The sequence below is a fragment of the Pseudarthrobacter sp. H2 genome, assembly GCF_050157045.1.
Lineage (GTDB): Bacteria > Actinomycetota > Actinomycetes > Actinomycetales > Micrococcaceae > Arthrobacter.
This window is the reverse complement of sequence record NZ_CP189594.1, coordinates 4,924,091-4,936,826: the sequence shown is the minus strand read 5'-3', so window position 1 is coordinate 4,936,826 and position 12,736 is coordinate 4,924,091. Positions and strand designations below refer to the sequence as shown.

The 12,736-nt window shown below is 67.5% G+C and carries 13 protein-coding genes; 5 read left to right on the top strand and 8 right to left on the bottom strand.

The features are described from left to right. Window positions 1-8: 8 nt before the first annotated feature. The 7 genes from ACQCSZ_RS22875 to ACQCSZ_RS22845 all read right to left on the bottom strand — a co-directional run bounded on the left by ACQCSZ_RS22875 (window position 9) and on the right by ACQCSZ_RS22845 (window position 6,342). Complete coding sequence (locus ACQCSZ_RS22875; protein WP_427005878.1) at window positions 9-407, bottom strand: hypothetical protein; 399 nt, start codon at window positions 405-407, stop codon at window positions 9-11. 261 nt (window positions 408-668) lie between these two features. Beyond that, complete coding sequence (locus ACQCSZ_RS22870; RefSeq protein WP_211879841.1) at window positions 669-1,091, bottom strand: heat shock protein transcriptional repressor HspR; 423 nt, start codon at window positions 1,089-1,091, stop codon at window positions 669-671. 14 nt (window positions 1,092-1,105) lie between these two features. After that, a complete protein-coding gene (locus tag ACQCSZ_RS22865) occupies window positions 1,106-2,086 on the bottom strand; it encodes a DnaJ C-terminal domain-containing protein (protein ID WP_427005877.1) in 981 nt (326 codons plus the stop codon). Window positions 2,087-2,180: 94 nt separating this feature from the next. After that, window positions 2,181-2,855, bottom strand: a complete 675-nt coding sequence (locus ACQCSZ_RS22860; protein WP_427005876.1) for a nucleotide exchange factor GrpE — start codon at window positions 2,853-2,855, stop codon at window positions 2,181-2,183. A 2-nt stretch (window positions 2,856-2,857) separates the two neighbouring features. Next, a complete protein-coding gene (gene dnaK / locus ACQCSZ_RS22855) occupies window positions 2,858-4,720 on the bottom strand; it encodes a molecular chaperone DnaK (protein ID WP_427005875.1) in 1,863 nt (620 codons plus the stop codon). 250 nt (window positions 4,721-4,970) lie between these two features. Next, a complete protein-coding gene (locus tag ACQCSZ_RS22850; protein WP_427005874.1) occupies window positions 4,971-5,492 on the bottom strand; it encodes a hypothetical protein in 522 nt (173 codons plus the stop codon). A 97-nt stretch (window positions 5,493-5,589) separates the two neighbouring features. After that, complete coding sequence (locus ACQCSZ_RS22845; RefSeq protein WP_427005873.1) at window positions 5,590-6,342, bottom strand: TetR/AcrR family transcriptional regulator; 753 nt, start codon at window positions 6,340-6,342, stop codon at window positions 5,590-5,592. A 169-nt stretch (window positions 6,343-6,511) separates the two neighbouring features. Here ACQCSZ_RS22845 and ACQCSZ_RS22840 point away from each other — a divergent pair, with 169 nt between their 5' ends. Beyond that, window positions 6,512-7,435 carry an NAD-dependent epimerase/dehydratase family protein gene (locus tag ACQCSZ_RS22840; RefSeq protein WP_427008427.1) on the top strand — a complete coding sequence of 308 codons (924 nt, stop codon included), beginning with the start codon at window positions 6,512-6,514 and terminating at the stop codon, window positions 7,433-7,435. Between the two features lie 23 nt (window positions 7,436-7,458). On the opposite strand, the gene ACQCSZ_RS22835 is transcribed toward ACQCSZ_RS22840, so the two are convergent. Beyond that, window positions 7,459-9,690 (bottom strand): MMPL family transporter, encoded by a 2,232-nt coding sequence (locus ACQCSZ_RS22835; protein WP_427005872.1) that lies wholly within the window; start codon window positions 9,688-9,690, stop codon window positions 7,459-7,461. Window positions 9,691-9,845: 155 nt separating this feature from the next. Here ACQCSZ_RS22835 and ACQCSZ_RS22830 point away from each other — a divergent pair, with 155 nt between their 5' ends. The 4 genes from ACQCSZ_RS22830 to ACQCSZ_RS22815 all read left to right on the top strand — a co-directional run bounded on the left by ACQCSZ_RS22830 (window position 9,846) and on the right by ACQCSZ_RS22815 (window position 12,702). Next, entirely contained in the window at window positions 9,846-10,388 is a 543-nt protein-coding gene (locus ACQCSZ_RS22830) for a MarR family winged helix-turn-helix transcriptional regulator (protein WP_427005871.1), read from the top strand. A 114-nt stretch (window positions 10,389-10,502) separates the two neighbouring features. Continuing rightward, on the top strand, window positions 10,503-11,318 hold the full coding sequence (locus ACQCSZ_RS22825; protein WP_427005870.1) for a class I SAM-dependent methyltransferase: 816 nt from the start codon (window positions 10,503-10,505) through the stop codon (window positions 11,316-11,318). A 71-nt stretch (window positions 11,319-11,389) separates the two neighbouring features. Next, window positions 11,390-11,845, top strand: coding sequence for a hypothetical protein (locus tag ACQCSZ_RS22820; protein ID WP_427005869.1), 456 nt, complete (start codon window positions 11,390-11,392; stop codon window positions 11,843-11,845). A gap of 374 nt (window positions 11,846-12,219) precedes the next feature. Next, on the top strand, window positions 12,220-12,702 hold the full coding sequence (locus ACQCSZ_RS22815) for a hypothetical protein (protein WP_427005868.1): 483 nt from the start codon (window positions 12,220-12,222) through the stop codon (window positions 12,700-12,702). Window positions 12,703-12,736 lie beyond the last annotated feature (34 nt).

Genomic DNA, 12,736 nt, shown 5'->3' with positions numbered 1-12,736 from the left:
CGGCACAATCATGCGGCGGCGGGGGCCGCCAAGGAGCGTGAGGGCGTCCGGCTGCGGAGCCAGCGGGCCAGCTTCTTTCCTTTGCCCTTCCACCAGTTGTCTTCGTCCGTGTCGTTGCGCCACCTGAAGGTCACGGTCATGAGGATGAAAACCCCTGCGGCGACGTTCTGCCAGGCGCCGGAAGCCACGTCGATCAGCACGCTGGCCGCCATGATCACGATGGCCGGAAGTGCCAGGGTGCGGAAGACCGTGGCGGCCACGTAGCGGCGGTGCGAGCGGGGCACGGAAAGCAGCCGGATCATGTCCGAGCAGATGCAGACCAGGACCAGGGCGTGCCCGAGGATCAGCAGGATCGAGCCCGGCACAGACCCCGCGAACTGCACGGCCGATGCCAGCCCGGAGCTCATGACCGGGGTCCGGAAGCTGCGAAGCGTTGCCCGGATCTCACCGGTTTCGAAGATTTTGACATGGTGCCCTCCCGACAATTCTGGCGGTTGCGCCGGCAGCAAGGTTGAACGGCCTGCCACACCCATTCAACGGGGCGGGGCGTCGTGAAGTCACGTGAAGGAAGTACCCGACTTTCTCCCCGGGCTACCTGAAAAATTCCGCGACCACCCGGTCCGGAGCACCCGCCGCGCGGAAGCGGCAGGCAGGGAGCAGCTAACGGACTATTCGTTTCCGCGGGGCCGCCACACCACGAGGGCCTGGGACCGCGGGCGGGGACGCTTCCCGCGGGCCAGGCTGACGACGTCGCCGGCCGTTCCCGCGGCGAAAATACGGGAGTCCAACGGCAGCCGGCGTTTGTCCAGCTCCTCGGTCAGCTCGCCCACCCGCCGCTGGAGCGCGGCCACCTGGTTTTCCAGCTGGAGGATCCGCTTGATGCCCTCGAGGGAGACACCCTCGTGGGAGAGCCGCTGGACCTCACGGAGCATGATCACGTCCCGCTGTGAGTACCGCCGGGACTTGCCGGGGGCGCGGCTGGGCGAAACGATGCCCAGCCGGTCATACTGCCGCAGTGTCTGCGGGTGCATGTCCGCCAGTCCAGCGGCGACGGAGATGACGAAGATCGGCTGGTCGAAGTCGATGGCCATGACGGGACCCGTTCTTAGAGCGTGGCCTTGGCTGCCAGGCCGGTACGGACATCTTCGCCGGCAGTCGCTGCGGCGAAGGCCTTCACGGCTTCCTCCGCTTCCTTGCTCAGCTTCTTGGGTACGGCGACGTCGATCGTCACCAGCAGGTCCCCGGTCGCCTTGGCGTGTTTGACGCCGCGGGCCTTGACCCGGAGCGTTCGCCCGGACGGCGTGCCGGCGGGGACGCGGACCCTGACCTTGTCGCCGTCGATCGTCGGGACCTCGATATCGGCGCCCAGGGCTGCCTCGGGGAAGGTGACCGGAACATGGATGCGGAGGTTGTCGCCGTCGCGCGTGTAGAAATCATGCGGCTTCACGGACACCGCGACCATGAGGTCGCCGTTGCCCGCGGGGCCGGACTGGCCCTTGCCCCGGACCCGGACCTTCTGCCCGTCCTTAATGCCAGCCGGGATGCGCACGTCGATCACTTCGCCGTCCGGTTCGCGCAGTCCGATGGTGGTGCCGCGGATCGAGCCCGCGAAGGAGATGGTGGTGGATGCCGTACGGTCCGCACCCTTCTGCGGGGTCCGCTGGAACGACTGGCCGCCGCCGAAGCCGCCGCCGCCGAACAGGTCGGCGAACTCAGGCGGCATGCCGCCGGCGGTGCTGAAGCCGCCGGAATGGCGGCCGGCGTTGCCGGTGAAGAGCCCGCCAAAGAGGTCCTCGAAGCCTGCCCCGCCTGCGCCGCCGCCCGCGCCGCCCGGGGCAAAGCGCGCCCCGCCGCCCATGGCCCGGATGGCGTCGTACTGCTGGCGCTCCTCGGGGTCGGACAGTACCGAGTAAGCCTCGGAGATGTCCTTGAATTTCCGCTCCGCAGCCGCGTCCCCCGAGTTCGTATCCGGGTGGTGCTGCCGCGCGAGCTTCCGGTAGGCCTTCTTGATGTCGGCGTCGGAAGCGTCCTTGGCGACACCCAGGATCTTGTAGAAGTCCTTGTCCACCCAGTCCTGGCTAGCCAATGGCGTTTCCTTTCAAATCTGTGTGCCGAGGTGACAGTTCGCGCCAATGTTTGGTTGAAACACGGGCGCGAACTGTCACCTCGATGACGTACTGCTAGGCCGGTACAGCCACGATGACCTGTGCTGCGCGAAGCACCCGGTCACCGGACTTGTAGCCCGTGCGCAGGACCTGGCTGACGGTGTCGATCTCGACGTCCGCGCCGGGCTGCTGGATGAGGGCCTCGTGGATCGTGGGATCGAACTCCACTCCGGTCTCATTGATGCGCACCAGGCCATACGTCTGCAACGCGTTCTCCAGTTTGGCGGCGATCGCGGCGAACGGGCCGTCCGCGAGGTCACCGTGCTGGCGGGCGGCGTCGACGTCGTCCAGTACCGGGAGCAGCGAGTTCAGGACGCCGATGACGGCCATCTCCCCTGCCACGGCACGGTCGCGTTCGACGCGCCTGCGGTAGTTGACGTACTCGGCCTGCAGCCGGCGAAGATCGTCCTTCAACTCCTCCGCTTCGGCAGAGACAGCACTCTGGGCCACGGATTCCTCCGCAGGCACCTCAACGCTGTTGAGGATGTCCTCGGCCTGGGACAGCGCGTCCCCTGAACCGGCGTCCCCTGCTGCGGCGCGCTCCTGGTCAGGGTGGCGGGCCTGGCCGGTCTCCGGATCAACCTTGCGGTTGTCGTGGATGATGGGCTTCTGCGGCTCGTTCTCCTGCTCGTTACCGTGGCCCCGGTTCCCGGAAGAACTGTGCTCGTCTTCGTTACCGTGATGGGGCATGGTTACTTCTTCTCTTCTTCGTCAACGATCTCGGCGTCGACGATGTCCTCGTCGGATCCGGCGGCCTTCTCACCCGCGGGTGCGCCCTGGGTGCCCGTGGCGCCGTCCGGCGAACCGGCCTGCGCGTAGATGGCCTCGCCGAGCTTGGTCTGGGACGCCTGCAGCTTCTCAAACGCGGTCTTCACGGCGGCGTCGTCGGTGCCTTCGAGGGCCTTCTTGAGGGCGTCGACGTCGGCCTTGACCTCCGTCTTGACCTCTTCCGGCAGCTTGTCAGCGTTGTCGGCGATCAGCTTGTCCACGGAGTAGGCGAGCTGCTCGGCGGTGTTGCGGGTGTCGGTGGCCTCGCGGCGCGCCTTGTCCTCCGCGGCGTGCTCCTCGGCGTCACGGACCATACGGTCGATGTCCTCCTTGGAGAGCGCGGTGCCGCCGGTGATGGTCATGGACTGTTCCTTGCCGGTGCCCTTGTCCTTCGCGGAGACGTGCACGATGCCGTTGGCGTCGATGTCGAAGGTGACCTCGACCTGCGGGACGCCGCGCGGTGCCGGCGCGATGCCGGTCAGTTCGAACGTGCCCAGCGGCTTGTTGTCACGGGTGAACTCGCGCTCGCCCTGGAAGACCTGGATGGCCACGGACGGCTGGTTGTCGTCCGCCGTGGTGAAGGTCTCGGACCGCTTGGTGGGGATGGCCGTGTTGCGCTCGATCAGGTGCGTCATGACACCGCCCTTGGTCTCAATGCCCAGAGACAGCGGGGTGACGTCGATCAGCAGCACGTCCTTGCGCTCACCCTTCAGGACACCGGCCTGCAGGGCGGCGCCGACGGCGACGACCTCGTCCGGGTTGACGCCCTTGTTGGGCTCCTTGCCGCCGGCGAGTTCCTTGACCAGCTCGTACACGGCCGGCATGCGGGTGGAGCCGCCGACGAGCACGATGTGGTCGATCTCGGAAAGCTTGATGCCGGCTTCCTTGATGACGTCCTGGAACGGCTTCTTGGTGCGGTCCAGCAGGTCCTTGGTCAGGTCCTGGAACTTGGCGCGGGTCAGCTGCTCGTCCAGGTGGACCGGGCCGTCGGGGGTGACGGAGAGGTACTGGAGGGAGACGTTGGTGCTGGTGGAGGAGGAGAGTTCCTTCTTGGCCTGCTCGGAGGCCTCGCGCAGGCGCTGCAGGGCGATCTTGTCCTTGGACAGGTCGATGCCCTTGACCTTGAGCTGGTTCAGCAGGTAATCGACAACACGCTGGTCCCAGTCGTCGCCGCCGAGGTGGTTGTCACCGGCGGTGGAGCGCACCTGGATGGTGGAGAAGTCGTCCTCATCCTTGCCCACCTCGAGGAGGGAGACGTCGAAGGTTCCGCCGCCGAGGTCGAAGACCAGGATGAGTTCGTCTTCCTTGCCCTTGTCCAGGCCGTAGGCCAGGGCAGCCGCGGTGGGCTCGTTGACAATGCGGAGGACGTTCAGGCCCGCGATTTCGCCGGCCTCCTTGGTGGCCTGGCGCTGGGCGTCGTTGAAGTAGGCCGGGACGGTGACGACGGCGTCGGTGACCTTTTCGCCGAGGTAGGACTCGGCGTCGTTCTTCAGCTTCATCAGGATGCGGGCCGAGATTTCCTGGGCCGTGTACTTCTTGTCGTCGATGGCGACGGTCCAGTCGGTGCCCATGTGGCGCTTGACGGAATGAATGGTCCGGTCAATGTTGTTGACGGCCTGGCGCTTGGCGATCTCGCCGACCAGGACCTCGCCGGACTTGGAGAATGCCACGACCGACGGCGTGGTGCGGCCACCCTCGGCGTTGGCAATGACGGTGGGCTCGCCACCTTCGAGAACGGAGACGACGGAGTTGGTCGTTCCGAGGTCAATTCCTACTGCACGTGACATATGTTGCTTCCTTCTTTCTGGGAAACCTGCTGGGCCTGGCTGCGGACGTGGAGGTCCGGCCGTCGTTGAGCGATCTACACTCAACTTTACCCAGGGCTGGATTTAAGTCAATCCAGAGTTGAGTGGATGTGACTCAACTCTGGATTGACGCCGGCCCGGAGGACTGTCCCAGCGGCGGTTTTTCCCGGAATTCCGCAGGCGGAAGCCGCAGGGCGACGGGTGTTCGCCCTGCGCGAATACCTTGCGGAGACTAGATGTCGTCGGGCTCCGTGTTGTCACTGCGGCGCTGGTCTGCCCGCCGGGTGTCTGCCGTTCCTGCGGTTCCCGCAGCACCGTAGTCGCCTTCCTGATACTCGCCCTCTTCGGCGGCAGCGTCGCCGACGGCGGCCGGCTCGCCGGCGGGGGCTGCGCCACCGGCGGCGTCACCGACAGCGGCCGGCTCGCCGACGTCGCCGGCCGCGCCGTAGTCGCCCGCAGGGTAATCGCCGGCCTCGGCGCCGACGGACGCCGTGCCTGCCACGCCCGCCGTGCCGTAGTCGCCGGTGGGGTATTCGCCCTCTGCGGCGGTGGGCGGATTCTCGCCGGCCACCCCCGCTGCGCCGTAGTCGCCCTCGACGTACTGGCCTTCGGCGGGGGCGGGTTCTGTATCCTCGGCTTCGGTCACGGCGGGTTCGGCGGGTTCGGCGGCGGCGGGGGCCGGCGTGGCGCCCTGCCGCTGTTCTGCCGCCGTGCGGTCAAACTCGCTGTTTTCAGACATGCTCTCTTCAGACATGGACGGATCCTTCCTGGAAGCATCGGGCGCGCCGGGAGGGCGCAGTGGCAGTCTATCGAGCACCGCGCGGGGGCAACAGGGGGCGCCGGGACGCAGCCTAGGCAGGCTGGCCAGGAAGGCCTGCCACTCCTGCCAGCAGTTCCAAATGGTGGGCGAAGAGCTCGTCACGGGCAGCGAAAGTGTCCGGGCCATACTGGCCGAAAACCTCAAAGCTGATGGCACCGAACAGCGAGGTCCACACCAGCGCCCCCCGCGCCAGCAGCGCATCGGCGACAGCAAGGCCCTGCGCCGCCCGGATTTTCGCCAGGTCCGCCGCCAGCCCCGGGCCCACCATGGGCGCGACAACGGCGGCTGGGTGGCCTTCCGCGGTCAGCCGGCCCGCCCGGTAGGCGCCGTCGAAGATGGCCATCAGCGCGTAGATGACCCGGGTTCCGGGGCCGGTGGTCCGCTCGGGCGGCGCGCGGTAGCCGGGCACCGGGCTGCCGAACAGCAGGGCGTAGCGGGCAGGCTCGCGCAAGGCCCAGTTCCGGACGGCCAGTCCGAGCGCCCGGAACCGTCCGGCGAAGTCGCCTTCCGGCACGGCCTCGACGGCGGCATCCACTTCGTCGCCCAGTTCGCCGTAGGCGTCGATCAGCAACAGCGTCAGCAGCTCCTCGCGGTTCTCCACGTAGCGGTACACCGCTGAGGAGACCACACCGAGGTCCCGCGCCACCGCACGGAGGGAGAGTGCCGCCGCCCCGTGCAGCGCCAGGTGCTCCCGGCCCAGCCGGATGATGTCGGCAACCGTCCGGGCGCGCGCCCGCTCACGAGGCGTGCGGGGCTTTGCGGGGCTGGCTGTGGCGAGGGGCATGGTTCCAGCATTCCACAATGCAGAGCACTGTCAACAAATGCGAGCACCGCTCTTGACTTCCCCTCGCATCGGCGCCATTCTTGTTGTGAGAGCAGTGCTCTCACAACTGAGAGGGAGACCAGTGAGCGAATACAAGGCGCCTGAGCCTGATGTGTCCGGACAGTCTGAACTGTTTGTAGTCACCGGAGCAGGCCCCGTCGGCTGGACGGTCGCCGAGCAACTGGCCGCGGCCGGCCACCGGGTGCGGGTCCTGACGCGGTCCGGAAGCGGCCCTGCCGGCACCCGGATCGAGAGGCGGGCCGTGGATGTGTCGGATGCCGGGCAACTGGGCGACGCCTTTGTCGGAGCCAGGGCCGTTTTCCACTGCATCCATGGTTCGCAGTACAGCGCCAAGGTCTGGGAAAAGGAACTCCCGGCAGCCGAGCAGACGGTGCTGGCAGTGGCGGCCGCGGCTGGCGCCGTCGTCGTCTTCCCGGAAAGCCTGTACTCCTACAGCGAGCCGGGACGGACGATGCGCGAGGATGGTCCGCGCCAGGCAAGCGGCGGCAAACGCGGGGTGCGGACCGCACTGCTCCGCGCCCGGGCAGCGTCCCCCGCGGATACCGTGAGCGTCGTGGCGAGCGATTTCTTCGGCCCGAGGGTCCGCAGCTCCCATGCCGGCGAGCGCGTGGTCCGGCCGGTGCTGGCGGGCAGGTCCCTGCAGGTGATCGGCAGCACGGAACAGCCGCATTCCTTCACCTACGTCCCGGATCTGGCCGCAGCCATGATCACGGCGGCCCGGACCCCTGCGCTGTGGAACCGGGTGTGGCACGCCCCCACCGGGCCGGCGCTGACGCAGCGGCAGATCGCCGGAGCATTCGCCGCCGCAGCCGGCGCCTCCGCACCGCGGGTCACGGCTGTTCCTGGCTGGGTGGTGCGGGCGGCCGGGTGGTTCTCGCCCGGCATGAAGGAGCTCGTCGAGACGCTCTACCAGTTCGAGCGGCCGTTCGTGATGGATTCCGGCGCCAGCGAGGCGGCCCTTGGCCTGCACCCCACACCGCTTAAGGAAGCAGCCGCCGCGACCGTTGCCTGGTGGGGGGTCCAGGAACGGTGACGGCGGCTGCGGTCAGGGAGCCCCTACCGAATGACGGCTGGCGCGGGGTCGGAGTCCTCGGGGGCGGAGTCCCCGGCCGTCAGCCGGTGGCGTGCCTGCCCATCCTGCTCCCGCCGGCCCGGCCTGGCCGGCCACCAGATCCGTGCCCCGAGGTCGTAGGCCAGCGCGGGGACGAGCAGGGAACGGACCAGCACCGTGTCCAGCAGCACCCCGAAGGCAACGATGAAGGCCAGCTGTACCAGGAACATGATCGGGATGACGCCCAGCGCCGCAAAGGTTGCGGCCAGGACCACACCGGCGGATGTGATCACGCCGCCCGTCATGCCCAGGCCCCGCAGGATCCCGGCCCGGGTGCCATGCTTCAGCGATTCCTCCCGGACCCGGCTCATCAGGAAGATGTTGTAGTCCACACCCAGGGCAACCAGGAAGACAAAGCCGAACAACGGCACCGTGGCATCTGCCCCCGGGAACCCGAAGAGGGTGTTGAACACGAGGGCTGAGACGCCCATGGCGGCCCCGTAGGAAAGGACAACCGAGGCCACCAGCAGAACCGGCGCGAGCACAGACCGCAGCAGCAGCATCAGGATCACGAGGATGACCGCCAGGACCACCGGGATGATGGTGACCAGGTCGCGCTGGGCCGTGGTGTTCGTGTCCAGTGCCGTCGCGGTCACGCCGCCGACCAGGGCGCCGTCGTCGATCTTCTTAAGGTCCTGGCGGAGGTCCACCACAACGCTTTCGGCCTCGTTGGAGTCCGCGGCGAAGTTCAGCGTCGCGTTGATCAGCACCTTTCCGTCCCGCACCGCGGGGGCGGTGGGGGGACCCGCGGCGGCTGGTGGGCCGGTGATGATGGGGACGCTGCCGTCGGCCAGTAGGTAGGCGTCCCCGACGCCGTCGCCCGCCTTGACCGTGTCCAGCACCGCCTGCGCTTTCGCCTCGTCGGCGACGATCACCGCGGGGCTGCCGGAACCGGCGTCGAAGTGCCGCGCCAGGGCGTCCTGTCCGTCGACGGCGTTGGACGCGCTCAGGATGACGTCGGTCTGCGCCACGCCGTTGGCCTTGAGCTGCAGGACGCCGGCGGACGCCACCAGGAGCAGCAGCACGGAAGCCACCCAGACGGTCCGCGGCCGCCGGGAGACCAGCATGCCCGTGGCCCGCCACAGCCCTTCCTGGCCTTCCATGCCGGTGACCAGCTCCGGCTCGTGTTCCGTCGCCGGGAGGAGCTTCGGGCGGAGCGGCCAGAAGGCGGCGCGGCCCAGCAGTGCCATCAGCGCCGGCAGCAGGGTCAGTGCCGCAAAGAGGGAGCAGAGGATGCCGGCGGCGGCCACGGGGCCGAGCGCCTTGTTTGAGTTGAGGTCCGAAAACAGCAGGCACAACAGGGCGATGATGACCGTGGCGCCGGACGCCAGGATCGGCTCGAAGGAGGCTTTCCAGGCTGTCAATGCGGCGGCGGTCCGGTTGGCGGTGTGCGTCAGGGCTTCACGGAACCGTGCCACGTACAGCAGGGCGTAGTCGGTGGCAGCACCGATCACGAGGATGGACAGGATGCCCTGGCTTTGGCCGTTGAGCTGGATCCAGCCGAGCTTGGCCATCCCGAACACCAGCAGGATGGCGGCGCAAAGGGCGAAGACGGAGGTGAACAGCACCGCGATGGGCAAGAGCAGCGAGCGGTAGACCATCAGCAGGATCAGGAACACCGCGCCCAGCGCCACGAGCAGCAGGATGCCGTCGATGCCGGCGAAGGCGCTCACGAGGTCCGCCGTCAGCCCGGCAGGGCCCGTCACGAAGGTCTGCATACCCTCCGGGGCGGAGGCCGTGACCGTATCGCGCAGATCCTTGACGGCTGCCTTGACCTGCCCCGAGGAGGAGATGGGCACCACGAACTGGACGGCCTTTGAGTCCTCGGACGGGATGGGGCCGATGACGGTGCTGCCGCCCTTCAACGCTTCAAGCTTGCCCTGGAGGACAGCGGCCTGGCCGAGCTGCGCGGGAGTGAACGCGGCGTCATTCTCGATCACGATGACGGCGGGGATTTCGTTGGAGTCCCGGAACTTTGCCTGCCAACCCTGGGCTTCGGTGGCTTCGGCGCCCGCGGGCAGGAAGGAGGCCTGGTCGTTGGACGAGACCTCGCCCAGCCGGCCGAAAGTGGGTCCGCCGATTCCGGCGATGGCCAGCCACGTGATGACGAGCAACAGGGGAACCAGCCAGCGCAGCCAGAACGGGACTCGCACGGTGCTGTGAGGGGTCTTGTTCATGGATCCTTCTGGAGGGTGCCGCGGAAGAGTACAACATGTTCCAGCATAGACTATCTCCGCGATAGAGATATATGCGTGGGCCGGAATCGCTGCAGTAAACTCCGGAGGACGCCCATTCGAGGCGCCGCAACGGCAAAGGAGGAGGGACGTGCGCCGTGCCAGCTGAAACACCCGAACATCCCGCAGCGGCAGGCCCCCCGCCCCTGATCCGGATCCTTCAGGAATTCACCCTCGAAGCCAACCGGTATGTGGACGCCGCCGGCGGTCGCAATGACATGCACCGGACCGACCTCAACGCCCTGGCCGTCATCATGCGCCACACCGCGCGGGGAGAGACCGTCACGCCGGGCATCCTCCGGAATGAACTCAACCTCAGCTCCCCCGCCACCACCGCACTGATTGACCGGCTGCACGGCTCGGGCCATGTGGTCCGGGAGCGGGAGGGCCCGGACCGCCGGCAGGTCCAGCTCCGCATGACGCCGAAGGCCTACCGCGACGGCAGTGCCATGTTCCTCCCGCTCGCCCGCAACATGGGCGACGCGATGGCAGGCTTCACGCCCGAGGAACTGGCGACCGTCACGCGGTTCATGAACTCCATGATCGAGGCAACCATCCGGGCAGCGCAGGAAGCAGGCCAGGATGCGGCGCAGGCCCAGCCCGGAACCGGGGACGCCGCCGTCGTCCGCCCGCCCGGCTGACTCGCATTCGGTGTCATTTTGAGTCGGGCGGTTTGAGGCGGCAGAACGGCAACAACTGCTGCCTGGTTGGGTGGGTTCGAACGGATTTCCCGGGCGGAGGGGTAGCGTTTTCCTATGAGCGACCAGCAGCCCGAAGACGTCTACACCCACGGCCACCACGAGTCCGTGGTCCGCGCCCATGCCTCACGGACCGCGGAGAACTCCGCGGCCTTTGTCATCCCGCACCTTACGCGAGGGGTTTCGGTGCTCGACGTCGGCTGCGGACCGGGCAGCATCACCTGCGATTTCGCCGAACTCGTCGCCCCCGGCCAGGTCACCGGGCTGGACCGCTCCCCCGAGGTGGTCGCCCAGGCCACCGCCCTGTCCGCCGAACGCGGCGTGCAGAACGTCACGTTCGTCGCCGGCAACATCTACGACCTGGGGTTCGACGACGAGACGTTCGACGTCGTCCATGCTCACCAGGTGCTGCAGCACCTGACGGATCCGGTGGCCGCGCTGCGGGAGATGCGCCGGGTGGCCACGCGCGGCGGAATCGTGGCGGTGCGCGACGCCGATTTCCACGGCATGAGCTGGTACCCCGCCATCCCGGAGCTGGACGAATGGATGGAGCTGTACCAGCGCATCGCCCGCCGCAACGGGGCCGAACCCGACGCCGGCCGGCGCCTGGTGTCGTGGGCGCAGTCCGCCGGGTTCACCGACGTCGCCCCCTCCAGCAGCAACTGGCTCTATGCCACCGGGCAGCAGCGCCGGTGGCAGGCGCGGGTGTGGGGCGAGCGGGTCCTGCATTCGGCGTTCGCGGACCAGGCCCTCGAATACGGCTTCGCCAACGCCGCCGACCTGGCCCGGATTTCCGCGGGCTGGCACCGCTGGGGCTCCACCGACGACGGCTGGTTCCTGATCCCCAACGGCGAGGTCATCGCCCGGGCATGACTGGCAGGCCGTTGTCCACATAGTCACTCCCGGCTCTGGAGCTCCGCGGGCGGGGTTTGTAGCGTCGAATCATGATTATTCAAGCTGGTTTCGACTTCGAATTTCTTGCCCGGCCGTTCATCGTCCAGGACGGCAAACCCATGCCAAAGCTCGTGCTGATCTGCGTCGACGCGGAAATGCGACTGAACAGCGTCGACGTCATAGCAGAGGATTTTGCGGGCTCACTGGCTCCTTTCCATGATGCAGTCTTGGTGGCGCTGGATCCGGAATACACCAGGTACTTTGCCATCGCCCACCCTGGCAGATTCAGTGAATACGATTTTTCGGAGCCAATCATGGACGAGGCACACAAGTTGGAATCGAAGGCAGCCGAACGGGGCATGCAACTGATCGGCCATTTTGCCATCGACGAAACGGGCTACATGTCCGCTCGGGCAAGATCGTATTTCGACCAGTACCCTGACCATGACGACCTGCCACGGACCATGTTCCACTGGAGTCATTCAAGGCTCGGTAAGTGTGGCTGAGCTACCGCGCATGAGCGACCTGCCTGCTGAAACTCAATGAAAACTTTAGTTTTGAGATATCGATCATTTCAAAACTAAAGTTCTTTAGTAGTTCCATGGCCCATACAACCATTCGCAGGTTTCCAGCAGCGCGGATACAACCTGCCGCGCCAATTCTGAGAGCTGTTCGATTTCTTCCGCGTGCTGGCCAGTCTTGGCCATGCGGCCCGGCCTTGCGCGGCGGGCGTCGCACCCCCGAGTCTCAACCAGCGGGCCGACACTCACAGCGCCGCCACAGCGGCACCAAAGTCCCGCCATACCTCCGCGCCCGAGGCTGGTTACAGGCCGAAAGCTCGGCCGGCCCGGGGATCCGGGCCCCAGCAAAGGAGATCCAGATGGCAAAGATCAACAAGACCACTGCAGGAATCATGCTCGCCGCAGTCATCAGCGGCGGCGCAATCGGTGCGGCGGCCCTCCCGGCGATGGCCGACGACGCCAGCGGCACTTCGACGTCGACCGCCACCACTGCCGCGAACGGTTACGGCTACGGAACGTCCGACGGCGGCACCGCTGCCCCGCGCGGCCCCCACCAGGCCAACGGCAAGACCGAGGAAATCCTCACCGGCGACACCGCCACGAAGGTCGAGGCGGCCGTCAAGGCTGCCCAGCCCGATGCGACGATCGAAAGGATGGAAACCGACGCCGACGGCGCCACCTACGAAGCCCACATCACCAAGGCGGACGGCACCCACGCCACCGTCCTGCTCGATGCGAACTTCACGGTCACGGAAACCCAGGACCAGGGCCAGGGCGGGCCGCACGGCGGACATGGCGGCCCGGGCGATGCGGACGCGGACGGCGGCGCCTCCAACGGCTGACCCGCCGCGCTGGTGACTGCCCCGGATCGCGGCA